This is a genomic window from Paenibacillus sp. GL_099_B, assembly GCF_057835695.1.
The window spans coordinates 5,353,573-5,376,766 of record NZ_CM174430.1; the positions used below are offsets into that span (position 1 = coordinate 5,353,573).

Consider the following 23,194-nt stretch of genomic DNA (forward strand, 5'->3'; position numbering starts at 1 on the left):
TTCGATATGGCCTTTGCCCGATAGCCGCAGAGATAATACAGGCCATGTTTGAAGAAGCTAGCGATAGTCTTATCATACTATAAATGGAAACATTTTCAGAGGATTAAAAATCTTTCTTATCAACTTATAGGTGCCTTTCGACTCTTGTTCGAAGCGTCAGATAACACCACAAACAAAAAATGGCTCTTTCCGCCTTATTGGACGGAAAGAGCCATTTTGATAATACCGGGGTCCTGTGCCATCAGCTCGCCTTCGCGAGTTTCGTGCCGCGAATCGATGCTGTAGCGTATACGACGAGCGCTGTCCAGATAAGCGCAAAGCCAACGAGCAGAACCGGCGAGACCGATTCCTTGAATACGAATATGCTCAGTAACAGCATGATCGTCGGCCCGATGTATTGAACGAAGCCGAGCGTAGACAACGACATCCGGGCGGCTGCTCGCGCAAAAAAGAGCAGCGGCAGCGCCGTGACTACGCCGGAAAGGAGCAATTCGATGAACGTCGGCGCAGGCAGCGTCCATGCCGTCGTTTTCCCCACAACGGCCAAATAGATCCAGTAGCCGAGCGCGACAGGCAGGACTACAGCTGTCTCCGAGAATAAGCCTATAGAAGCGTCTTGCTTGATCTTCTTCTTCGCCAGGCCGTACAAACCAAATGACGCAGCCAGCGAGATCGCGACCCACGGAAACCGTCCATAGTCAATCGCGATGATAAGCACCGCTGCGCCAGCGATGGCAATCGCGAGCCATTGACCGCGGTTTGGCTTCTCACGAAGGAAGAGAACCGCTAACAAGACGTTCAGCAACGGATTCAAATAATAGCCAAGGCTTGTCTCTACGACATGGCCGTTGTTGACCGCCCAGATGAAGATAAGCCAATTAACTGCAATCAGCATTCCACTGGCGGTGAGGGACAGAAGAAGCGAGCGGTTAGTTGCAATCCGCTTTATGTCACCCCAGCGCCGCTGGGCGGCGACCAGAATACCCATAAAAACGAACGACCAGACAACCCGATGCGACAAAATCTCACCTGCCGGAACTTCGCTAAACAACTTCCAATAAAGCGGGAGAATCCCCCACATGATATAAGCGATAATAGCGTTGACCAACCCGTTATTCATAACCCTTTTTCCCCTCTTCTTGCTCTGATGTCTGAACGGATTATACGTCTCAATCCCCTCTCAAGTAAAGGAAATAATTGATTAGTTGGATTTAATTATTATTTATTAGTCAAGGTTAATAACCTTATCAAAGCAATATGAATCTTTGTCATAGCCATTATGCTCATAGAAAGCATGAGCGTCAGTTCGCTTAAATCCGCTGCATAAAATAATACTAGATATTCCGAGTTCTTTAGCATAGTTTTCAGTGTGCCTTAATAGTTTTGTACCTACCCCACGATGCTGAAATTCCTTTTTAACGGCCAGAGCTTGTATATGTAAATAACCAATCGTAATCCCTATGGATAATGCCTGAACTATAGTTACAAAACCAACCACATCATTTTCAAATAATGCAACAAAGGTTTTGTAATTCCCGTCCTCATTCATTTTTTCTGTTGTAACTCGAAAGTTTTCATCATTAACATTGCGAATCTCAAGCACATCGTTCCATAAAAAAACAACTTCAGCATAATCATTCGTTACAATTTCTCGTATCTTAATTTCCATGCCTAACCTCCCTTTTCATACAAATAGATTTTAAAGGAAACCTTTTCCTGGCTTGTAGCGTTTATGTTACGTGAATAACAATACTTAAGGAGGACTCAAGATGAAGCGATTAGTTTCTCTATTGTTGATGTTAAGTTTAGTTGTAGGTGTAGGATCCGTTGCATCTGCTTTGGATCAATCCTTATTGGATCTACCTTTTAAGGAACGTGCGGCGAATGTGTATAATCCTTCACTAAAAAAGATAGAACTAAATATCACAAAGGACCACAAGTTGACTACAACGACGTATAACTCCACTTATGTTCCAGTGAAGGATGTCTTTAAAGCATCCGGAGCAACCATTAAATGGGATGGAAAGAACAAACTGACTACGATTAAAAATCAAGGACAGGAATTGATTCTTAATTTCTCTGGTAAGAGCATCGAAGTGGGTAAGAACCAAGTAGTACTTCCGCAAGAGTGGGTACAATTGAAAAACGGAGTCTCGAGTATCGATGCATTTGTCTTAGCATATATTTTTGAAGTATCTACAGATGACTCCGATCAAGAAAGAGTGGACTGGAAAGAAAAACTGAATTTCTTAGATATTAAAGGTACAGCCGGTTTGCCAGGATTAGATAAGTATATGCACGTAAATGTTCAGTTTAATGATTGAATGAAATCTATATTTTCTTAATTTTCTTTCGGTTATCCCCGGGATAGGTTTCTTTTCCTCTTATTAAGAAACCTATCTATGAATATCCGATCCTCCATACACCACGCTATCCCCCCGTTAGAGCCTCGCGAACGTGATGTAGTCGACTTGGACAGGCTCTGCCGATTCGATCCGAAGTGCCCGGTTGATCTGTCCCCGGTGATATTGCCCATGTAAGAGAACCTGCAGCAGGATGTCCCGGACGGACGTACGGAACGGAACTCCGCTCTGATTCGCATAGTCTATCATCACGTCCATCTCGGTTTCCTCGAGCCCTTCGATATAGACGCGATATTGCTCTGCATTTTCTTCGAACATCGTCCGGAGCGCCGTCAGGTCTTCCGCTTCTTCCCATAACGAATATTGCGCGCTGCCCTTGCCCTGCAATCGGGACAGCCAGACTCGTTCTGCGACCGCAACATGCCGAACCAGTTTCAGAAGGTCCTTGTTCTTCGTCCCACTCTCTTCGAGCGCGTCCAGGATACGTCCGTCTGCCCAGTACAGGTGGTCCATCATACACTTGATCGTCTTCATTTCGAATTCCCCTCCTGGTCTCATCGATTACTTAAACCTGTTGTCTTCCGCTCGTTTCATCAATGAAGCTTTTCATTCGATTTAACTGATCTCTGTCTGGATGCCATAGCGTCTTGGTTGATTGCCATCTTTTAGCGCAGATCGATAAGGAGTTGTTTTGCATAAGCATCCCAGTCTGTTCCATCTGTGTCAATCCCCCTTTACTTCATTATCGTTCGGAATTATTCATCACGTTGACTTACCAACGATTCCTCTTTATAATTCGGACATCTAGAGCCAAGACGATCCCTAGTCGTTTGTTTGAAACTAAAGAAAAACAGTAGAAAAGATTTCTGCAGTTTTCGAAGAATGGATCTTTGGTCTTTTTACAAACTCAAAAGTGAAAGATGTGAAGAAGTTATGAGTAAAGAGAAAGTATACTACGGTAAAAATATCGAGGTAATGTTTAATTCAGAGGTATGCATTCATTCCGGTATTTGCGTAAAGGGCCTCCCTGAAGTCTTTGATTTAAGCAAGCGTCCTTGGGTTAATCCCGATGCTGACACTACAGAAGCAATTACCCGACATATTGACACATGTCCAAGCGGAGCACTGACGTATAAACGTCTGGACGGTGAATATTCAACAGAGAAAGAGGGATAAACATGCATATTGCAGAACATGATACCGACAACAAAAGATTTCTTATTCAAGATGATGGCGGAATTGCTGCGGTGATGACCTATGTAATCTCTAACCCGGAGCTTTACATCATTGATCACACCTTTGTGGAAAATGCTTACCGGGGACAAGGGCTTGGCGATAAGCTTATCCAAGCTATGGTGGAATACGCGCGGGAAAATGGTATTAAGATTTTACCCTTATGCCCGTTTGCCAAGGGACGATTCGAACGGATCTCCGAATACGCGGATGTCCTCCATAAATAACCCCTATTAATATAATTATGACAATAATAACAGAGAAGAGCCTGCAGGGACGAAATTTCTTCGTCCTCCTCAGGCTCTTTTTCTATCTGTGAATATCCCCGTATTCATAAAAATAGGTCAACATTTTCTGATTTTGATACATGAAGAACTCCCACTCTCTATAGAGGGGGGAGTTCTATTCATATTAAACAACTAACTGTATAGATTAAGAATCGCGAGTACATGAATCTATCCATCCGTTAGGCCTTCTGAACAGAGGACGCGTAAAATACGTCACTATGCATATGTTTGATTTTATCCCAGTTACCGGGATTGGTTGTGTCTGGAGAGCGGTGCTCCATGATTGCTTGATATAAAGCAGTCTTTTGTTCCAAATGAGCGATGTGCTGTTTGGCTTCTTCGAGCTTATTAAGTGCCGCTTCTTTATGCTCCATCATAAGTTTGTAGCGTTGCGGAATGGTCGAATCCCCTTCAAGACAGAAATCAACGTACATTTTAATGACTTCAATAGACATCCCGGATTGCTTGAGGCATTTGATGCCATGCAGCCAGTTGATCGATTCTTCGTCGAACATCCGAATATTGTTTTGATTGCGCTGTACACTTGGCACCAGTCCTTTATCCGTATAGAAGCGTACAGCATGCTCGGTAAGTCCCGTGATCAGCGCCGCTTCTTTGACCGTATGCATATAAAACCCTCCTTGAAAAATAAATGTTGGATGACGGCTTGCCTTCGTGTAACACGAAGGTGATAGGCTTATTGTAATGCAAATCTACCGTATGCGGAAGCGCTGCTCTGAGGAGCCTGATTTTCCGAGTATCGAGGCCATTTGCATCTTACATTTAAACACTGGGAGGAATTACAATGCAAACCGTAACATTAAACAATGGAGTGAAAATGCCGATCATTGGCTTTGGTGTCTACCAAGTTCCAGATGCTGAAGAATGCGAGAACGCCGTATATGAAGCACTGATGGCTGGTTACCGCCTGATCGACACCGCTTCAGGTTATCTGAACGAGGAAGCGGTCGGTCGTGCGATTAAGCGCAGTGGCGTACCACGTGAGGAACTGTTCATCACGACCAAACTCTGGGTTCAAGATGCCAACTACGAGAGAGCCAAGCTGTCTTTTGCTAAATCCTTGAAAAAGTTAGAGCTGGACTATCTCGATCTATACCTTATACACCAGCCGTTCGGCGATTACTACGGTGCTTGGCGTGCAATGGAAGAATTATACCGCGAGGGTAAGATCAAGGCGATCGGTGTCAGCAACTTCCTGCCTGACCGTCTGATGGACCTCATCATGCATAATGACATCGTTCCAGCTGTTAACCAGATTGAAACGCATCCGTTCTACCAGCAGACAGAGAGCGCCGCTTTTATGAAAGAGCAGGGAGTGCAGCATCAGTCGTGGGCCCCGTTCGCTGAGGGACTTAATAACATGTTCAGCAACGAAGTGCTAGTCTCCATCGCAGAAAAACACAACAAATCCGTCGCTCAGGTCGTGTTGCGTTGGCTTGTTCAGCGTCAAATCGTTGTCATTCCAAAATCGACGAAAAAAGAACGGATCATCGAAAACTTTGACATTTTCGATTTTGAGCTGAGTACGGCTGATATCGAACAAATCTCAGCTCTCGATACGCGGGAAAGTCTCTTCTTATCCTACCACGATCCCGAAGTCGCCGAGAGAATGGGCAACTGGAAATTCGATCTGTAACCATGATCGAATCTTAAACTCATCACACGTTTATCCCTGTCTATAGAAGGGATAGGCCGGTGGTATTATCCCCTCATGGTAGACAGTGAAAAAGAGGACAGGTTACTTGGCATGGGAACTGTATTGCGTGTTACATCATGGAACGTTTCCAAAACAAACTGGGCGACCTTTCCCCGATTGATTCCGGGAGAGAGTCACCTTAATAAAATCTCTTTTTTATTGTCTACTTGACGGGGCTATGACCACATTTCATTCTTCACTTTTTTCGATTTCTTTTTCTTTTTTCTAAAGAAATCGAACTTGATCACATAATCAAAAAGCGACGTAATTACAACAGCGCCAAGTGGAATCAATGAATATACCCATCGCGGATTATTTGGAGCTTCACCAGGGGAGCATCAGTTAAAAAAACATAAAGGACAACACAATAAATTACTGCCACTACAATACCTGTTATGTTTCTATTTTTCATAGCTGTTTTCCACCTCTTGTTCATAGAGATTCAAAGTATTGTATTCCTCGCCTAAGAATATTGATACATATTTGGAATAATTTCTCTCACCCTATTTAATACTCCGTAATATCGATTGTAAGAATACTAGATTCTGTGAACCCAGATATCCTCACAGAGAAATAGTCTATTTCCCACTGTGAGCGCCTTCGTTTAACGTAAATCCATAAGGACTCGTTTCGCATAAACTTCCCAGTCTGCTTCATCTGTGTTAATCTCTAAAGTTGGAATCAATGACTGTTTCGTAGCCATTCGAAGTTTTTCTTGATTATCTAAAAACGTTTCACATACTTGGGGAGTAGTAGACTTTCCCATCACATATGACTTCCACGCTTCACCGCGACTTTCAATAAACCTAGACTCAACAGCATCCGGGGTCAAGGTTAAGAGTACACAATGTGCATTCATCCTGGATAGACGTTTCTCAAGCAACTCAATCTCAGGAGAGGCTTTAAATGCGGCTCTATGATTTACATGAAACCTCTCTAAAAGAAAAAATATACCTTTTGATGGTTTTGAATGACCAAGAGAGTTAATCCAATCGTATTGTTGTTCCAGATAATCAACATGTCGCTTTAGAAGTGAAATATGTTCATCCTTATCCATTGATCTTAAAACACCTTGGTATGAATGCAATACTTGTGAATAGTGTTCACTTATTGCAATTATAGTTTTTTCACTATTCTGTGTTTGACTATGTAATCTCTTTATTGCAGAAAATAATGATGTTTTCCCTACAGTAGACATCCCTTCGATAATTACACCCCGAATCATCTTCCTACTCCTCCTAAGCTTCTTGGTATTCTGCCCTTTAGTATAACTTAGCCCCCGCTCAAATAGTTTGTTCTACGTAGGAATTAAACTAAACTGCCCGTTAGCTTAGTGACTAATCGTTAATCGAACCATGTTTGTCCATTTCGGCAACAGGTACAAGTTCTTATCTTGACTCGAGACAAGAACTTAAACCAATAAAACAAAAAAAGCCGCTAAATTAGCGACTTTAACGTCTATTGAAGAATAATGACAAAAGTAACGCTATTCCGATTTTGTATCTTCATTTTCCGCTTTTTTGAGCTGCTTTCTCTCGATATGGGCCTTCCCCCATTGATGTAAAATTTCCAAAATCGGAGAAAGGCTCATGCCGTATTCCGTGATCGAGTACTCCACTTTCGGAGGGACTTGAGGATAAATGACTCGCTTCACGATCTCTTCCTCCTCCAACTCGCGCAGATGGAGCGTAAGCATCCTTTGCGTGATATCAGGCAGCAATCTTTTTAATTCATTGAACCTCAAAGGTTCACCTTGAAACAAATGATAAAGAATCATCGGCTTCCACTTGCCGACAATTGAATCCAGCGCAACAACGAATTGACATTGGACAGGGTCCTTTTGCATGTGTTCTCCTCCGTTACAGTACCTTTTTTAATACTATACCACATGATTGTGCGTACTTCACAAATAGTATATATGCGATATGATTAATTCAGAAAGTGTATTTAATTTAATTACAGAAGGGAAGTTTTAATTCATGTCAACCGTACTATACATCACCGCACATCCTCTTGATCCTCAGTCATCTTATAGCCTCGCAGTTGGAAATGAATTTATTGAAGCATACCGTGAGGCAAATCCAACAGATGAAGTTGCTTATTTAGACCTGTACCAAGAGAACATTCCGCAAATCGATGCTGATGTCTTACGCGGTTGGGGAAAGATGCGATCAGGTTCGTCTTTCGATCAACTGACTGATGCTGAGAAATCAAAAGTGGCTCGTCATGAGACGATTATAGACCAATTCGTGGCTGCCGATAAGTATGTGTATGTTTCACCTATGTGGAATTTCTCGATCCCACCGGTTCTGAAAGCATACACGGATGTGACTTCAGTTCCGGGTAAGACTTTCAAATATACCAAGGATGGACCTGTGGGTCTGTTGTCCGGCAAAAAAGCATTACACATTCAAGCTTCCGGATCCGTTTATTCGGAAGGTCCACTTGCTCCGATTGAAATGGGATACAGCTATCTACAAAAGATATTACATTTCTATGGTATTCAATCTATTGAGGCAATTTTTGTGGAGGGAACGGCATCATTAGAGCAAGCACCAATTATTAAGGAAAAAGCAATTGCAAAAGCAAAGGAAGTTGCCAAACGTTTCTGATCTCACGTTAATTAAACAAAACAGCCGATCATGTTGGTCGGCTGTCTTCTTAGTTTATTGAGTTATCGTTTTCCGTTTTAACAAGAAAGCAGCCGGTTACATAAATCGGCTGCCTTCTTGTTTTATTTAACCAACCTTTCCCATTAAAGTAATAACTTATTAGTTACATCATTCGGAATTGAACCATCATTATAACGATAAGAGAAGAAATACAGCTTAGTATTGCAATCAAAATATGAAGACAACTGAATGAGATTTTTTCTAGAAAAATTCTTTCTTTTTTTTGAATGAAACACGAGTAAATTAACACAGTGATCACAATGGGCAGATAATGATAAAGATCCGGTCCATCCTTACTGGGTAATACTTTATTAATATAGCCACCTATTGTTTCATCAATGATCATAAATGTATATATAACTCCGATTAACGCTGAAATAAAAAACTGAAATGCTAACTGAAATAGATTTTTCTTTAGTAAGAAGGGACCAATTTTTCGGTATAGGTCATTGACCATTATATCTTTGTTGCCTCCTCATTTTTTTTGAATAACACCCCTATATTTTACCATACAGCTTGTTCTAGTGATTTAGCGCAGTGACACCACAAATTAAAACTAATCTGCCCGTTAGTTCAATAAGATAGAGGAGCAGTATCGTCCGGGTCTGAACCAGCTGCTCCCCATACTTCCCCATCAACGTTATAACCGCCACCGCTCCATTGAAGCAAGTAGCCTCCAGTACGCATGCCTTGCGTGAAACCTTGATTAATATTTATCCAATCCGAAGATTCCCCGGCAGCAATCGTTATAGCGAAATATACTTTACTAGTTTCTAAGTGTGTTAAACTAACATTGACTTCGTGTCTACTATTGTTCTTCATTAAAAGTTTTATATGTACATATTCAGGATTTATTGAAAAGGGTTGCTGTACCGTTGCGCCCCCAGAAGCAATATAGTGCGAGGGTTTATCCTCTTCTTCACTTAAAGAATTAGTAAGGGTTGTACTTGTTGACTTGCTTGATAATACACCAGACTTTGGAGTAGAGGTATTCTCTTGAGTTGGACTGGTTGAATCACAGGCAGTTAAGGTCGCTGTTGTTAAAGATAATAATAAAACAGCAAAAAAAAGTCCCTTTTTTTTCACAACTTTATCCCTCGTATTCATTTATTAGTTATTCTAGAACCTATCAGACGTTCCTCGTTATTAATAACGCTATCAAATCAATGAAAGTTACATCTGTAATTCACAAAATGGCTACCCGAAAAGAAAAAACGAATGATTGGTTCTCCATGGGAAACTTCAATGGATTTAATACCCGTATATTTAAGAGTCCCTTTTACTTTTATTGCTTCACCAGTAACTATAATAGTTGGCGTTGTTACTTCGAGAACAAAATCAGATGCTACTACACTTTGAGTCACAGTATCTTCATTTTTTTCTGTTGATGAACACCCAGCAAATATCATGGATACCACTAATACCAACATTAAGATCCAACTATTCATTTTTGTCACATCATATCACCTCTCTCATACTACAACGGATTTATATCGAATTTGTTGTTTAATTTCAAGGATACAAGTCATTCCGCTTTCATAGTCTACTTAAAGTCAAATATTAAAAAGGCTCCCATGTAAGCTGGCAGCCTTAATTGCTTTCGTTTTCCATTAGTTTGAATTACCGAATCATCTCATTGATTTTGCTAACGCGATCATTTCCTCTCTAGTTAATTCTCCGCTGTCCATTTCAATGAAAGTATCATTTTGTACCCATCGTAGGTATCCTCCTGGTATATGGTTAGCCCATGGTTCAAATCGCCCTTGGATTCCATTTATGTTAATTTTCTCTCCATGTTCATTTAATTTAAAATCCTCGACTATAGTTCTTGTTGTACTTGTTCGATTACGAACATCGACGTTAGTGACAACTCGGTTTATTTTATATCCACCAGCTTTATGTTCTTCAATTCCAAACAAATATGTCTGTCCTGATTCATCAAAAAAATGAAGTCTAACTTTTGAAACGGATGGACTAGGAACAAAAACAAACGGGTAAGGTTCCTTAATTTCTAATTTATAGCTTTGATCCGAGCAAGACGGCGTAAAGAGTTTGAAATCCGCAGCAGTTTGCAGCTTGTCCAAATCAACATTTGAAAAAGCTAGCGTAGGTTTAGCTGATGCGATGAGTAGGTCATTGTTGATTCCAACAGAAAGCGTAAAGATAAAAATCAATGAAACAATTCGTTTAAGCAATGGCATTCCCTCCATATTTTTTGGTAATATTATGCCATTGTTTAATTCAATTATTCTTCCCCTTAATTTAAACACAAAAAATCCCAGAGTCTGTTACTCTGAGATTTCCGCCATTATTCGTGTGGACCAGCTTATATTTAATGAAGGGCAAATGATTTTCAGTTGATAATCTTAAATGTTATTCTCTAACTCTCTCCAGCGTCATCATCTACTCTGAGATATACTGATCCAATCCAAAACATAGGAATCATCAATTGTTTAGTCTTATCGTTGACTTGATTTAATTCACGGGCTATTTCGGATTCGTTGAAAATTGTCTGTTTTTCTGCCCATGCAAAAGTACCATGTTCTGTAGATATCTGACCATTGAATCTGAATTTATCCTGATCTAAGTGTGGACTTAGATCAGGATCTTGTACTGGTTTGCTAGAACATGTTGATTTTAGTTCCAAGTCATTGTTACTCTCTGTAGGTTTAAATACCGGAGTTAATTGATGAGATTGAACATGATGTTCTTCAAATAAATTCGTAGACTGCGTTATTCCTGAGATCAGCATTATTACAGAAACATTTAAAAGTATTTTTCGTAACATACTTATTCACCTCCAGGTGAGTAAGGTAGAGTTGTCCATACCGAGCTTCACAACCTATGTCCATTACAGAACATGATAGATTATTGATACTGCTATCTCCTCCAGATCTCCACTTTCCGATATACTGTATATCATGACAAGCCTTTATGAAGTGCAGTAATATCCAAACATCTGGCTTCAGAGTCTACAATGTAGATTTGGCCATTTAACGTTTACTTTGTACATATCATCAGGGATACTTGAATGTACGTATGCTGCATCGCTTGCAAATACAAATACTTATCTAATCGATAATCGGTACAATTTCTTGTCCTTTCCGACTTTTCCAGTAAAAAATTAAGATATGATGTGACGCAACACTTTTATGATTCTGTAATTAGAAAAGCCATTGTCTGTAAAAGACAATGGCTTTTCTAGCATATTGCTTTTGAGCGGATTCAAAAGTAACCATTTGACCCTCGTTAGATGGTTGCTTTTTGTAATTATAATCAGCATAGATTCGTGAGCGTTAATGAGCGTTAATCAAACCCAGACCAGACCTTTTCGGAGGCGATGGAGTTACTTGTGATCGTTATATCCCTAAATGATGCTTTCACCGTATTGTTCTCATTATGCGAAGTGACAGCTAACCCTAAATAGACAGTTCGATCGATTTTCATTTCATGAATCGAATATAATATCCAGGTCTCACCGTCTGTGCTATAGAATCCGTAAAAAACATTACCAGACCTCTTTAGCCTTAACCAAGTATTTGGATAATTAATTGGGAACTCTGCTGGTTCTGAGCTATAATCCTTAGGATATATTGCTAAAGAATCACCGCCAGACTTTTCCCGATATTGAAATTCATAACCACCATTATTTTTATTTCGTGAGCTATTATCAGGAAAAACCATAAAGAATACATGCTCACTATCAGCAACTAATGATTTACGAGCCATTAGGCCCGCTTTCGTATAGAGATCAGCCATACTAAGTGATTCTAACCTTACTGCCATATCGAAATCATCATGAATCGTTACATAGCTAAAATGGAATTGATCTGACGTCCCCCAGATGTCTTGCCCGCCTGCAATTACATCGTACCCTGTATCAACCTTTTCAATAGAACCTTTTAAATCAACGTTTCCGATATCTTCACTTATAAAATTCACCTGATTCATAGATACCTCCAGCAACTCTATCGTGAGAATTATTGATCTAAATTATCATCGTATATTGTATACGGATAACAACACATTTTTCCTATGGTAGTCGTCTGCCTCTTGAACTTACAAATAGAGAATACCACTCTTCTCTCGTCATAGTTAGATTCATTGCCTCCCCGCATTTTTGAATACGGTCTGGTCTAGTAGTACCTAAAATAGGTTGAATCCCTGCGGGATGTCTCAATAGCCATGCTAATAGAATTGCCTCGGGTGATGTTTCTTTTTGATCAGCCATATCTTTAACTAGTAATGCTGTTTCTTTTATAGATTCGGTTTGACCCTCTAAATTTCTTCCTGAAAACAGCCCTTGTGCTAAAGATCCCCAGGCTTGAATTTGTATATTTTCAAGACGACAGTATTCTAAAGTTTCTTCAGGGAAATGAGCATTTATACGTTCATTATGGTTTACAAGTACTCCCATTTCTAACCAATCAAGTTTAGCCAGACTCATCTCCAGTTGGTTGATGATTAATGGTTCATTAGAATAGGATTGTAGCAGTTTGATTTGTGCTGCACTCATATTCGAGACACCAAAGTGTCTTACTTTACCGGATTCTTTTAATTCATGAATTACTTCAGCAACTTCTTCCGGTTCCATCAGTGGATCTGGACGATGTAGTAGTAAAGAATCAATATACTCAACCCCAAGTCTTTTTAGGATTCCGTCGACACTGTTGCGAATATAGTCAGAAGAAAAATCATATCTTCCGGGCCTTCCTGGACCGTCTTCAAAGCGAATACCACATTTAGATTGAATTAGTATTTTTTCTCTCAGATCTTTACGTTCCTTTAAAACTTGCCCAAATACAATTTCTGCTTTTCCAAAGGTATAAATATCCGCATGATCAAAAAAATTAATACCAATTGAGAGTGCTGCATCAACTGCCTGATGGGCCTGCTTTATATCTTCTTCTGTGATTGGATTTTGATTCCAGCCACCGCCCAATCCCATACATCCCATCACCATACGACTTGTGGATATTCCTCGTTTTTCCAATTGCAATGGTTTCATTCTCCATCCTCCATATCATGATTTTTTGTCATTCTTACATGCTTTTCTTACACCCGATATACAATAGCCTCGTAAGGTAGGAAATCGATCACCACATCCTGATTGGTTCGTTCAGGGTTATTGCCGATGACGATGTCGCCCAGCTTCCCTACGCCGAGGTCGGAGACGCTGCAAGTCGCTGGTTGCTCCGAGATGTTCAGCAGCACCAACCATGACTCCTCTCCGAGCTTTCTCGTATAAGCGTAAATCTGCTCATGCTGATCCAGATATGTCTCGAAGTCGCCATAAACCATGACCTCGTTACTCTTTCTTAAAGCGATGAGCTGCTTGTAGTAATAGAAAACAGAATTCTCGTCCGCCAGAGCTTGTTCGACATTGATGTCCTTGTAATTAGGATTGACGCCGATCCACGATTGTCCTTCTGTGAAGCCGGCTTGTGATCCGTCATTCCACTGCATAGGAGTGCGGGAATTATCGCGGGATAGATGCTGAAGCTCCTTTAGTACTGCCTCCGAATCGCGGCCTTTTCCGACCTCTTCCTTATACTTATTCTTCATTGCAATATCGTTATATTCGTCGATAGAATCGAACCGGATACCCGTCATCCCAATTTCTTCGCCTTGATATATATAAGGCATGCCCGGTAGGGTGTGAATGAGGGTGGCGAAGCATTTGGCCGATTGTTCTCGATATACGGTATCGTTGCCGAAACGCGATACAACCCGCGTATGGTCATGATTGTTCAAAAATTGGGAGTTCCACCCCTTCCCCCACAAGCACTTGTACCAGTGATCCTGGATTTTTTTGAAGCGCGGCAAATCCCAATGGGCCATATAATCGCACACTTCAAAGTGGAAAAGCGTGTTTAACTCTCCACGGTCCTCGCCGACGTAGAGCACGCCGTCCTCGGGGTTCACGAACGGAATTTCGCCGACTGTAAACACATCATAATGCTTTAACACTTTGTCATGCATTTCCTGCAAATACTCGTGAATTCCGGGGTTATTGCCCAAATACGAAATATCCTCGGGCCGCTCGGCGTCCGGGAAGCCCGGGATTTTGGCAAGCAAATTGATGACGTCCATCCGGAAGCCGTCGATCCCTTTATCCAGCCAAAAACGCATAAAATCATATACTTCCTCCCGTACCATCTCGTTCTCCCAATTCAAATCCGGCTGCTCGTCAGAGAAGGAATGGAAGTAATACTCACCCGTTGTTTCGTCGTATGTCCAAGCGGAGGGGGCGAAGTAGGAACGCCAATTATTCGGTTGCTTGCGCCAAATGTAATAATCGCGCTTTGGAGATTCGATGCTGGATCGCGATTCCTGAAACCAGGCATGCTGATTGGAGGTGTGATTGACGACTAAATCCATAATAAGCCTCATTCCGCGGTCATGGACGGCAGCCAGCAACTTCTCGTATGTGGCCATCGTGCCCGCCTTTGGCATAACCGAACGGTAATCCGCAATATCGTAGCCGTTGTCGACGTCAGGCGAATCGTAGCATGGATTTAGCCAGATGACGTCCACACCTAGGCTTTGAATATAATCCAGCTTGCTATATACCCCCTCAAGATCCCCATATCCATCGCCGTTGCTGTCATAAAAGCTGCGCCAATACACCTGATAGACAACCGCTTCTTTCCACCATGTTTTGTTCATTTATGCTCTCCCCCTTGCAATTCATCTGGCTTGTACAAATGATAAATTTCACTTTACTGCCCCTGCTGCAATCCCTTTAATAATATATTTTTGAGCTATAGCATAAAAAATAACAATAGGGATAATGGTTAATGTCAAGCCTGCCATCGCTTGATTCCAAACAATTGTAAACTCGCCGAAGAAATAGAACGTTGATAATTGAATAGTTCGCAAACCTTTTTCAGATAGCACCAGTGACGGAAGCAAGTAATCATTCCATGAAGCAATAACATCGAGAATCGCTACTGTTACTGATATGCTTTTTAGTAAAGGAAATACAATTCTCCAGAATACGCCTAATGTACTGCAACCATCAAGAACAGCCGCTTCCTCTAGAGCTACAGGGATAGATTTAATAAAACCGTGATATAGAAATACAGCTATGCCAGCGTGGAAGCCAATATTCATAAAGATCAATCCTCCATGCGTATTAAGAACTGGCAAATGTAAATAAGTACGTATCCAATCCATCACTTGCATAAGTGGCATCATTAATGTTTGAAATGGAATAAGCATCGTCGCTACAAACAAGAAGAAAATGATTTTACTCATGACATTGTCGCGACGTACAAGCATCCATGCCGTCATTGAAGCAAGCACAATGACAAAAATAACAGTTACAATCGTCACATATAGTGAATTTCCAAGTGCAACTAGGAAGTTCATTTTCTTAATTGCTGTTATATAATATTCGAAGCTGAAGGTGCCTGGTAAAGATAGTACATTTTCATATAATTCGGCCCGTGTTTTAAATGAATTAACAATTACAATGTAAATTGGTGATAAAAACACCAGTGAGATAATTACGATTAACAAAGAGAGTATTCCATTTTTAGTCTTACTCATTACATCTGCACCTCTCTTCGCTTAGTAATGATGACTTGAGTAATCGTTACAAGCGCAATAATGATAAAGAACAGAATTGCTTTTGCTTGACCAAGCCCATAATTACCATATCCAAATATCTCATTAAATACATTCATAGCAAACAACTCGGTATGGTGAATTGGGCCGCCATTAGTTAATGACAAGTTAACATCGTAGATTTTGAACGCACCCGACAAAGTTAAAAATAAGCAAACTGTGAACGATGGCATTAATAACGGAAATACGATTTTGGTCATGCGATGCCATATATTTGCTCCGTCAACTTTAGCTGCCTCCATTACTTCATCAGAAATCCCTTGAATACCAGCAATATAGATAACCATCGTATAGCCTGCCATCTGCCAAGTGAAGACAACTACCAATGCAAGCAAAGCATAATTTGGATCTATAAGCCAATTAAAGAATATATTATCCAATCCAGTTAATAACCCTATTTGGTTACCTCCATCTGTAAAAATGAAGCGCCAGATGTATCCAAGAATCAAGCCACCAATAAGATTCGGCATAAACAATAGCGTGCGAACAAGATTACTTGTTTTGAATCCAGAAGTAACCAGCAAAGCAAAAACTAAACCCAATAAATTAACGCTAACTAGTGCAAATATAGTGAATTTTATTGTATTCCACGAAGATGTAAGAAAACGCTTATCCTGCAACAAGGCAGTATAATTATCAAAACCAACAAATACTTTAGGGGTACCCTCAATTCCCCCCCAATCAATGAAGGAATAGTAAATTCCAATCAAAAACGGAACAAGAACAACAATAAAAAAAACCAAAAACAGCGGCATAGTGAATATGAAATACCATAGTTTTTTATTTGGCATACGAAACTCCCTTTTATCAAGTTTGACTTAGAAGAAAATAGGAACATCTAACACCTTTTATAAGGGTTTAGGCTTTCAAAATGTATGCATTGTATTAATTAGCAGCTTTTACCCAAACATCACGAAGTTTATCAAGGAATTGTTCTGGTGTCATTGAAGGATTAAGGAAAAATTCAGATGCTAGCGGTGTAAGATCATTAATGATAATTCCTTGTGGGAAATAATTCAAAGCCCGAGGAATTGTATTTCCAGATTGTGCTGCTTCATAAACTTGCTGCGATAATGGATCTAAGCCAATTGGTTCAATCGTTGTAACCGCTGGAACAAAACCAAAATCATTAAGAATTGTATTTTTACCTGTCTCGCTAGTATACAACCACTCCAAGAACGCATTAGCTGCTGTAATTTGCTCTTGAGATGCTTTATTATTGATAACCCAACCAGCTGGGATGCCCACTTCCAATTTATCATTTCCAACGATCGGAACAGGAGCCATACCAATATTAATATCCTCATAGTCAGCAAGCATACTGTAACTCCAGTTACCTTGGTGCACAATTGCTGTTTTACCTGTTGCCAGATCACCCATTTGTCTATCATAAGTTACTTCAAGTGGATTAACAGTATAAGCACGAATAGCTGCCATCAATTCGGAGAACTCCTGGAATTCTGGTATTTCCTTCAAATCAACTTCACCTTTGTTTACTTTCTTAATGAAAGCTACAGGATCTTCTTGCAATGCAAATGGCGCGTTAATAATATGTCCAATCAAGAAATACGCTGTTTGAGACAGACCCAAACCATTGATACCATCAGCATTGAATTTTTCAAGAGCTTGTATTAATGACTTTGTGTCTTTAACAGTTGAAGGATCATATAAGTTTTTATTGTAAACGAGCCCAAACCCCTCTATTCCAATTGGAACACCTACAATTTTACCGTCTATTTCCAATTCCATATTTGGAACGATATACTTAGTATAAGATTCATTCGTCATGTCATAGAAATATGATGCAAATTTTTCAGCTTCAACACCTTGTTGCACAGAAAAAATGGTTGGACCTTCATTAGCAGCTAACTTTGTTTGTAACTGTGTAATGTAGGAATCACCTGCGGAACCCCAGACCTCAACTTCATTTCCTGTTTCTTTTTTATACTTAGATGCCAAGTTCTCAAGTGACTCAGCAATTTCAACTTTACTTTGAAATAAAGTAATTTTAGCAAGCTTCTCAACATTATTTCTGCCATCACCTGTTCCTTCATCCGTATTGTTACTACATGCTGTTAAAAAAATAAAAAGCATAGTAGTAAGTAATACAAGACCCCATCTTCTCTTCATTATTTCTTCCCCCTATCACGTATTTGGAATTTATTTCACAACATAAGCTTGATTATAACTATAAAAAATTACCGATTACAGGTGTAATATTCGCCTAAATGAGTAAATTATGAACCTGAATTGCTTAATAAAGTATTAATAATAAAACACATTCATTTCCAACAACTGCCGTCAATATTTTCGACAGAAGTAATCTGGAAACGAATGTGTTCTATGTTACATTTTTAATTTTTTCGATAAGCGCTTGGTGTGATACCAGTATGTTTTTTAAATACTTTACTGAAATAATTTAAATTTTCAAAGCCACTTTCACTCGCAACCTCTTGAATGGATAACTCGGTATGACCAAGCAATGAGAATGCTTTTTCTATCCTTAACTGAGTAAGATAATTCATAATCGTTGTGCCATACTCTTCTTTAAACTTTTTCGCCAGATATTGCGGTGAAAAATGAAATATTTCTGCCAAACCCGATAATGTAACCTCTTCCTTCATATGATCGTTAATGTAATTTCTTACCGCAGCGATAGACTGAACATGAGTTATTTCCAGCCTACTGTAGTTGATTGATTCTAGCATATCACTAAAAATTTGTTTAAGTTTTGAGGACCATTCTTCCAGTTGTGATATCCAAAGCGGCATCGTCTCATGAAAGTTATCACTGTTAATTTGACTATAAATTCGCACGAGCAGAAGGTTGATTTCTACGGTATAGTGCTGGAGCTCTCTTATGCTTACAAACTCATACGATGCCAACTCCATTTTAAAAGACTCAACCAATTCATGAAGATATTGTTTGTTTTTTGCGAGAATTGCTTCTAAAATAACTCGTTCCTTATCTATAAAAAAGTTAATGGCTGATGACTTTCGGCCACTCTTAATATGATCAAAAATATTGCAATTAAGAATCATTGATTTTTCCTCAAACAAAGCTAATTGAAGTCTACTAGCGGTCAGGCTCATTTTATAGAAACCAGAAAATGAAGATAGGCGCAAAGTTCTTTTCCATGCATCCTGTATTTTTTTTACTGATATCTCTATATCTGCAAGTAAATAATTAGAACTTATAAACACAATGATAAATTCTTCATGTTGAAGCACATACCAACTCCCCAGCGATTCAACCAGCTCTTTAACAATATTTTTCATCGAATAATTAAACAGTTGCTCGTCTCGAGCGAAATGTTTCTTTACAATCGCATCTTTATTTCTGGGTAAAAAAGAAACTACATAAAAATAATCAGGGTTGATTCCAATGGTAGTAAGAAAAGTATTAAGCTCTTCTTTAGAAACCTGTTCTTCCTCAATTAAGCGAGAAAACCTCTGCTCCATAACAAGATTATTCACTTCATTTAAACGAAAATTAGTGCTAAGTTCCTTTAACCTTACTTCCTGCTCTTGTTTTATTTGATTGCATGCTTTTTGAATAGCCTTTTCCAGATCACGAATTTTAAATGGTTTTAGTAAGTAATCCACACCGTTAGCTAGCAGAGCCGCCCTAGTGTAATGGAACTTTTGATAACCGCTTAGCACAATAACTTTGGAGCCCCAGCCTTCCTCCCGAAGCTTCTCTAAAAACTCTGTGCCATCCATAAGGTGCATGCTCATATCGCAAATTATTAACTCGGGAATATGCTTCCGTACAAGTTCCAATGCCTCTAATCCATTTTCAGCCATCAAGATTTGATTGATTTTATACTGTTGCCAATCAATCGATAGCTCAACACCTTCACGTACATGCTCTTCATCATCTACGATTAATAACTTCATCTGCTTGTCCCTCTCTTGATGATTCAATTGGCAAGGATAATGCTACTATGGTTTTTTTATAGGGCTTACTAGAAATCGACCAAGTGAATCCGTTTCCATAATAAAGCATTAATCGCTTCAATACATTGGACAAGCCAATTCCACGCTTCTCCGATACAACAACTTGCTCAAGGTAACCAGCTTTGACCTGTTCAATTTGCTGATCTGTAAAGCCTTTTCCGTTATCAATTACCTCAATCAACAATGAATGTTTGGTCAAAACAATGTTTATCACTATATGAATTTGACCATTTCCTCGTTCTAAACCATGTATAATACTATTCTCAACAAGCGGCTGCAAAGTCATTTTGGGTACAAGAACACAACTCGCTTCATTTGGATATTCTAACTCAAATTGAAGCCTTTGCTTATAACGACCTTGCTGAAGTACCATGTAATGCTGTATATGTTCGATTTCTTCTTCTAGCGAAACATCCTCGTTCTCAATATCCATAGAATAGCGAAACATAGCTGCAAAGTCAGCAAGTCGATCACTGACGTCATGAGCTTTAGATTTAATTGCTAAAGTTGCAATCGATTGCAACGTGTTATATAAGAAATGAGGATTGATTTGAGCTTGCAGCATTTTCAAACGAGCTTGCGATAACTCAAGCTGATGACGATATTGCTTATTCCATAGCTCGTCTAGCTCACCAGCCATTTCATGCAATCTAATTTCCAACAAATCTAACTCATCCGGTGTTTTCTGTACAGGCTTGCGCTTTAATTGGAAGTTACCCATTTGCAATTGCTTAATGTGCTGAAACATTATTTTAATCCTACGCAACATGTAATAAGAGATTAAAGTCGCCAAAATGGAAATAAAAATAATTGAAACTGCTTGAATTAACAAAGTTTTACCAAGTGCAGAATTACGTGCCTTATTAATAAGTGTGCGAGGTATAAACTTAACTATTGTCATGATTAAACCATTTTCATCTGTCTTGGTAAAATAGACATAACTGCCTTCAGTAGTTTGTAGTTCCCCTTTATCTGTAGATAGTTGGGGTGTATGAAGCCTTTGATAAAGTTCTACCTGCCATGGTTCTCTAGTTTTTTGTGCAGTCTCCTGTTGCGTGGGTTGTTTAACTCCTTTTGAGAGTGATAGCTCGGATGTCGAATCCATCTCATCTGCAGTTGTATAGAGTAGTTCGAGATTATTTCCGATAAATAAGTATACCGGTCCTTGCTCACTTGTTGTTAAGGAAGTAAGAAAATTTTTGATTTGTAATGGTTTAACATCAAAGGTAGTCAAACCGATTACTTCTCGAGTATAAATATCTATGAATGGCTTATTGACACGCAATCTTGGCTCTCTATTATTAAGTGTAACTTGAAACGGTTGCTTCAGCTCACTATGTGCATCCGACATCTCATGATCTTTAAAGTCAGGAATGATCACTATTTCATTATAATGATTTCGAATATTAAACTGCTTGTTTGTTAGCGCGCTCTTGTAAGAAACTGCACCTATCTCGCTATAATTCGCATATATTTTTTCAAGCCTTTGCTCAATATAGACACTTTCAGCAGGATTTTGAGGTTTTTTTTCCGACAACAGTCTAACAAGCTCAGGATCAGAAAAGTACGTCAAGCCTAGTAGTGACAATTCATGTAAATAAGACTGCAATGCTGACATCGTAATTGACATAGAATTTTGATTCAGCTCAACTAGCTGGCGTTTGATTGAGTTGCCTGTAATCTGATACGACAAATAATTTGAAATAATGAATGGGACAGTTGTCGCTACGATCAAGCTAACAATAATTTTTGTTATAATACTCACTTTGACAAGCTTCATCTAGGCACCCTCCACTCATTCCCCCGTACATTGTAGCACAGCAATAAGGAAACTTGTAAATACCTGAGATCATCCATCAGCACGGCGAAGAAGCTTCTAAAGCGAAGATACTGTTGTCTGGAGTTTCTCGATAAGGCTGATTTATAGCTCATTTAGCTCTAGTAGTGCTACAATATAAATCTTTAATGCAGTGATCAGATTAGGAATAGACTGCACCTCATCTGGGCCGTGAATTTGACCATGACCAGGAGGCAAGTCAAGCTCTGACACATCAGTCGGCAAACCAGGGCCAAAGCCTACCGCATAAGGCAGCTTTCTGGCATAAGTACCTCCACCCATTACAAATGGCTCCGCTTGCTCTCCTGTTACGACTTGATATACTTGCATGAGACACTTAACCTCTGGCGTATCAGGATTATAATAACTCGGCTCACTGTCATGAACATTAGTCAGGGTAAAGCCGCTTTCCTGCAACTGCTGCAGCAGCATCTTGGATGACTGATGAATAGGGTAGCGAATATTCAACTCTATCTCCAGTCTTCCATCCCGCCCTTGTAACAAAGTTCCGACACATGTTAAAGCTCCAGATAGCTTATCCTCACAATGTATCCCTAATGCCCGCCCATCATAATGCTTGCAAATATCATAAATTTTCTCAAGCTGGTAGTGTGTAGACTCCTCAAACCATGTACTCTGCAACAATGGCTCAAGAAGGATCGCTATCGCATTACTAGTACCTTGAGGAAACGCGGCATGCCCGGACTTGCCGACTGCGAATAATGTAATCTCTTCATCCGTCTGACTATACTGAATATGAGATGGCAGGAGGCATAGCTTGGCGGTCGCTGCTTCATCACGTCGTATAATAAGCTCAGCATAACCAGGTACACTATTAGAAGCCACTCCCCCCTGTATGCGAAGGATTGACGAATCAGCAATATCACAGCATAAGGTAACAGAGAGCATTCCCTTCTCTCCATAACAGACCGGAAATCCGCTATCCGCCACAATATTGAAATCAGGGGCATGATAATGCTTACGATAATACGCAACATCAAACATCCCTATTTCCTCACCACTACCGATAATATGCTGAAGCTGATAGTTTAAGGGGATACCCCGTTCCTGAATAAATCTAAGTGCATAAAGAACAGCAATGACTGCACCTTTATTATCTTGCACTCCTCTGCCTATGAGAAAATTGCCCTTTTGTGTACAAAAAAAAGGGGGGTAGCTCCACCCCTCCCCTGCAGGAACAACATCGACATGCCCCCAAATTCCAATAGACCGATTTGCCTCATCCCCCATACGAATTTCTGCACAATAATACTCCCGATTAAACGTTTGCAATCCATATCGTTGACCTAAATCCAATATATACTGAATAGCCTCTGCACATTTCCCCCCAAAAGGATGAGGAGAGGATGGATCATAGCTTGCCACACTTGGAATACTTACTAATCCAGCAATGTCTTCTAATAGCTCTGTCTTATGCTTCTCCATCCATTGTTCAATCTGTTCTTCAATAACAAAACCTCTCATTTACTTCCC

24 protein-coding genes are annotated in these 23,194 nt (G+C 39.8%); 5 read left to right on the forward strand and 19 right to left on the reverse strand.

Features of this window, described 5'->3' with window-relative positions:
* Nucleotides 1-241: 241 nt before the first annotated feature.
* Nucleotides 242-1,120, reverse strand: a complete 879-nt coding sequence (gene rarD / locus AC3ITG_RS24340; protein ID WP_489251605.1) for an EamA family transporter RarD — start codon at nt 1,118-1,120, stop codon at nt 242-244.
* Nucleotides 1,121-1,225: 105 nt separating this feature from the next.
* Nucleotides 1,226-1,669 (reverse strand): GNAT family N-acetyltransferase, encoded by a 444-nt coding sequence (locus tag AC3ITG_RS24345; protein WP_489251606.1) that lies wholly within the window; start codon nt 1,667-1,669, stop codon nt 1,226-1,228.
* Nucleotides 1,670-1,769: 100 nt separating this feature from the next.
* Between AC3ITG_RS24345 and AC3ITG_RS24350 the strand changes: the two genes are divergently transcribed.
* Entirely contained in the window at nt 1,770-2,324 is a 555-nt protein-coding gene (locus AC3ITG_RS24350; protein ID WP_489251607.1) for a stalk domain-containing protein, read from the forward strand.
* A 117-nt stretch (nt 2,325-2,441) separates the two neighbouring features.
* Here AC3ITG_RS24350 and AC3ITG_RS24355 read toward each other — a convergent pair whose 3' ends face one another.
* Nucleotides 2,442-2,921, reverse strand: coding sequence for a DinB family protein (locus tag AC3ITG_RS24355; RefSeq protein WP_489251608.1), 480 nt, complete (start codon nt 2,919-2,921; stop codon nt 2,442-2,444).
* Nucleotides 2,922-3,296: 375 nt separating this feature from the next.
* Here AC3ITG_RS24355 and AC3ITG_RS24360 point away from each other — a divergent pair, with 375 nt between their 5' ends.
* Nucleotides 3,297-3,539 (forward strand): (4Fe-4S)-binding protein, encoded by a 243-nt coding sequence (locus AC3ITG_RS24360; protein WP_413028382.1) that lies wholly within the window; start codon nt 3,297-3,299, stop codon nt 3,537-3,539.
* 2 nt (nt 3,540-3,541) lie between these two features.
* A complete protein-coding gene (locus AC3ITG_RS24365; RefSeq protein ID WP_163757837.1) occupies nt 3,542-3,823 on the forward strand; it encodes a GNAT family N-acetyltransferase in 282 nt (93 codons plus the stop codon).
* Nucleotides 3,824-4,062: 239 nt separating this feature from the next.
* Here AC3ITG_RS24365 and AC3ITG_RS24370 read toward each other — a convergent pair whose 3' ends face one another.
* Complete coding sequence (locus AC3ITG_RS24370; RefSeq protein WP_163757835.1) at nt 4,063-4,512, reverse strand: MerR family transcriptional regulator; 450 nt, start codon at nt 4,510-4,512, stop codon at nt 4,063-4,065.
* A gap of 176 nt (nt 4,513-4,688) precedes the next feature.
* On the opposite strand from AC3ITG_RS24370, the gene AC3ITG_RS24375 reads away from it, so the two are divergent.
* Nucleotides 4,689-5,540: an aldo/keto reductase gene (locus AC3ITG_RS24375; protein ID WP_163757833.1), complete on the forward strand. Its 852-nt coding sequence runs from the start codon at nt 4,689-4,691 to the stop codon at nt 5,538-5,540.
* A gap of 664 nt (nt 5,541-6,204) precedes the next feature.
* On the opposite strand, the gene AC3ITG_RS24380 is transcribed toward AC3ITG_RS24375, so the two are convergent.
* Both AC3ITG_RS24380 and AC3ITG_RS24385 read right to left on the reverse strand, forming a co-directional pair.
* The gene (locus AC3ITG_RS24380) at nt 6,205-6,825 is read right to left on the reverse strand and encodes a hypothetical protein (protein WP_489251609.1); all 621 of its coding nucleotides are present in this window, start codon (nt 6,823-6,825) and stop codon (nt 6,205-6,207) included.
* Nucleotides 6,826-7,086: 261 nt separating this feature from the next.
* A complete protein-coding gene (locus AC3ITG_RS24385) occupies nt 7,087-7,446 on the reverse strand; it encodes a winged helix-turn-helix transcriptional regulator (RefSeq protein WP_489251610.1) in 360 nt (119 codons plus the stop codon).
* Between the two features lie 133 nt (nt 7,447-7,579).
* Between AC3ITG_RS24385 and AC3ITG_RS24390 the strand changes: the two genes are divergently transcribed.
* A complete protein-coding gene (locus AC3ITG_RS24390) occupies nt 7,580-8,212 on the forward strand; it encodes an FMN-dependent NADH-azoreductase (protein ID WP_489251611.1) in 633 nt (210 codons plus the stop codon).
* Nucleotides 8,213-8,845: 633 nt separating this feature from the next.
* Here AC3ITG_RS24390 and AC3ITG_RS24395 read toward each other — a convergent pair.
* The 13 genes from AC3ITG_RS24395 to AC3ITG_RS24455 all read right to left on the reverse strand — a co-directional run bounded on the left by AC3ITG_RS24395 (nt 8,846) and on the right by AC3ITG_RS24455 (nt 23,185).
* Entirely contained in the window at nt 8,846-9,358 is a 513-nt protein-coding gene (locus tag AC3ITG_RS24395) for a pilus assembly protein (protein WP_489251612.1), read from the reverse strand.
* Between the two features lie 77 nt (nt 9,359-9,435).
* Nucleotides 9,436-9,729 carry a hypothetical protein gene (locus tag AC3ITG_RS24400; protein WP_413028368.1) on the reverse strand — a complete coding sequence of 98 codons (294 nt, stop codon included), beginning with the start codon at nt 9,727-9,729 and terminating at the stop codon, nt 9,436-9,438.
* A 171-nt stretch (nt 9,730-9,900) separates the two neighbouring features.
* Complete coding sequence (locus AC3ITG_RS24405) at nt 9,901-10,467, reverse strand: DUF4367 domain-containing protein (RefSeq protein WP_489251613.1); 567 nt, start codon at nt 10,465-10,467, stop codon at nt 9,901-9,903.
* A 185-nt stretch (nt 10,468-10,652) separates the two neighbouring features.
* A complete protein-coding gene (locus AC3ITG_RS24410; RefSeq protein WP_489251614.1) occupies nt 10,653-11,060 on the reverse strand; it encodes a hypothetical protein in 408 nt (135 codons plus the stop codon).
* 518 nt (nt 11,061-11,578) lie between these two features.
* Entirely contained in the window at nt 11,579-12,223 is a 645-nt protein-coding gene (locus tag AC3ITG_RS24415; protein WP_489251615.1) for a DUF1349 domain-containing protein, read from the reverse strand.
* Between the two features lie 82 nt (nt 12,224-12,305).
* Nucleotides 12,306-13,280, reverse strand: coding sequence for an aldo/keto reductase (locus tag AC3ITG_RS24420; RefSeq protein WP_413028365.1), 975 nt, complete (start codon nt 13,278-13,280; stop codon nt 12,306-12,308).
* Between the two features lie 47 nt (nt 13,281-13,327).
* A complete protein-coding gene (locus AC3ITG_RS24425) occupies nt 13,328-14,941 on the reverse strand; it encodes a glycoside hydrolase family 13 protein (RefSeq protein WP_413028363.1) in 1,614 nt (537 codons plus the stop codon).
* A gap of 48 nt (nt 14,942-14,989) precedes the next feature.
* On the reverse strand, nt 14,990-15,826 hold the full coding sequence (locus AC3ITG_RS24430) for a carbohydrate ABC transporter permease (protein WP_413028362.1): 837 nt from the start codon (nt 15,824-15,826) through the stop codon (nt 14,990-14,992).
* Nucleotides 15,826-16,695 carry a carbohydrate ABC transporter permease gene (locus AC3ITG_RS24435; protein WP_489251616.1) on the reverse strand — a complete coding sequence of 290 codons (870 nt, stop codon included), beginning with the start codon at nt 16,693-16,695 and terminating at the stop codon, nt 15,826-15,828. Before AC3ITG_RS24435 ends, AC3ITG_RS24430 begins: the two co-directional genes overlap by 1 nt.
* Before the next feature lie 94 nt (nt 16,696-16,789).
* Complete coding sequence (locus AC3ITG_RS24440) at nt 16,790-18,034, reverse strand: sugar ABC transporter substrate-binding protein (RefSeq protein WP_489251617.1); 1,245 nt, start codon at nt 18,032-18,034, stop codon at nt 16,790-16,792.
* 224 nt (nt 18,035-18,258) lie between these two features.
* Nucleotides 18,259-19,803 (reverse strand): response regulator transcription factor, encoded by a 1,545-nt coding sequence (locus AC3ITG_RS24445; RefSeq protein ID WP_449006507.1) that lies wholly within the window; start codon nt 19,801-19,803, stop codon nt 18,259-18,261.
* The gene (locus tag AC3ITG_RS24450; protein WP_489251618.1) at nt 19,781-21,643 is read right to left on the reverse strand and encodes a sensor histidine kinase; all 1,863 of its coding nucleotides are present in this window, start codon (nt 21,641-21,643) and stop codon (nt 19,781-19,783) included. The genes AC3ITG_RS24445 and AC3ITG_RS24450 overlap by 23 nt, the downstream gene beginning before the upstream one ends.
* Nucleotides 21,644-21,784: 141 nt before the next feature.
* Nucleotides 21,785-23,185, reverse strand: coding sequence for a Sapep family Mn(2+)-dependent dipeptidase (locus AC3ITG_RS24455; RefSeq protein ID WP_489251619.1), 1,401 nt, complete (start codon nt 23,183-23,185; stop codon nt 21,785-21,787).
* Nucleotides 23,186-23,194 lie beyond the last annotated feature (9 nt).

Excerpts from the sequence above, each read along its gene's own strand:
- rarD (WP_489251605.1), bottom strand. The coding sequence starts at position 1,120 with ATGAATAACGGGTTGGTCAACGCTATTATCGCTTATATCATGTGGGGG.
- AC3ITG_RS24345 (WP_489251606.1), bottom strand. The coding sequence starts at position 1,669 with ATGGAAATTAAGATACGAGAAATTGTAACGAATGATTATGCTGAAGTT.
- AC3ITG_RS24350 (WP_489251607.1), top strand. The coding sequence starts at position 1,770 with ATGAAGCGATTAGTTTCTCTATTGTTGATGTTAAGTTTAGTTGTAGGT.
- AC3ITG_RS24355 (WP_489251608.1), bottom strand. The coding sequence starts at position 2,921 with ATGAGACCAGGAGGGGAATTCGAAATGAAGACGATCAAGTGTATGATG.
- AC3ITG_RS24360 (WP_413028382.1), top strand. The coding sequence starts at position 3,297 with ATGAGTAAAGAGAAAGTATACTACGGTAAAAATATCGAGGTAATGTTT.
- AC3ITG_RS24365 (WP_163757837.1), top strand. The coding sequence starts at position 3,542 with ATGCATATTGCAGAACATGATACCGACAACAAAAGATTTCTTATTCAA.
- AC3ITG_RS24370 (WP_163757835.1), bottom strand. The coding sequence starts at position 4,512 with ATGCATACGGTCAAAGAAGCGGCGCTGATCACGGGACTTACCGAGCAT.
- AC3ITG_RS24375 (WP_163757833.1), top strand. The coding sequence starts at position 4,689 with ATGCAAACCGTAACATTAAACAATGGAGTGAAAATGCCGATCATTGGC.
- AC3ITG_RS24380 (WP_489251609.1), bottom strand. The coding sequence starts at position 6,825 with ATGATTCGGGGTGTAATTATCGAAGGGATGTCTACTGTAGGGAAAACA.
- AC3ITG_RS24385 (WP_489251610.1), bottom strand. The coding sequence starts at position 7,446 with ATGCAAAAGGACCCTGTCCAATGTCAATTCGTTGTTGCGCTGGATTCA.
- AC3ITG_RS24390 (WP_489251611.1), top strand. The coding sequence starts at position 7,580 with ATGTCAACCGTACTATACATCACCGCACATCCTCTTGATCCTCAGTCA.
- AC3ITG_RS24410 (WP_489251614.1), bottom strand. The coding sequence starts at position 11,060 with ATGTTACGAAAAATACTTTTAAATGTTTCTGTAATAATGCTGATCTCA.
- AC3ITG_RS24415 (WP_489251615.1), bottom strand. The coding sequence starts at position 12,223 with ATGAATCAGGTGAATTTTATAAGTGAAGATATCGGAAACGTTGATTTA.
- AC3ITG_RS24420 (WP_413028365.1), bottom strand. The coding sequence starts at position 13,280 with ATGAAACCATTGCAATTGGAAAAACGAGGAATATCCACAAGTCGTATG.
- AC3ITG_RS24425 (WP_413028363.1), bottom strand. The coding sequence starts at position 14,941 with ATGAACAAAACATGGTGGAAAGAAGCGGTTGTCTATCAGGTGTATTGG.
- AC3ITG_RS24430 (WP_413028362.1), bottom strand. The coding sequence starts at position 15,826 with ATGAGTAAGACTAAAAATGGAATACTCTCTTTGTTAATCGTAATTATC.
- AC3ITG_RS24435 (WP_489251616.1), bottom strand. The coding sequence starts at position 16,695 with ATGCCAAATAAAAAACTATGGTATTTCATATTCACTATGCCGCTGTTT.
- AC3ITG_RS24440 (WP_489251617.1), bottom strand. The coding sequence starts at position 18,034 with ATGAAGAGAAGATGGGGTCTTGTATTACTTACTACTATGCTTTTTATT.
- AC3ITG_RS24445 (WP_449006507.1), bottom strand. The coding sequence starts at position 19,803 with ATGAAGTTATTAATCGTAGATGATGAAGAGCATGTACGTGAAGGTGTT.
- AC3ITG_RS24450 (WP_489251618.1), bottom strand. The coding sequence starts at position 21,643 with ATGAAGCTTGTCAAAGTGAGTATTATAACAAAAATTATTGTTAGCTTG.
- AC3ITG_RS24455 (WP_489251619.1), bottom strand. The coding sequence starts at position 23,185 with ATGAGAGGTTTTGTTATTGAAGAACAGATTGAACAATGGATGGAGAAG.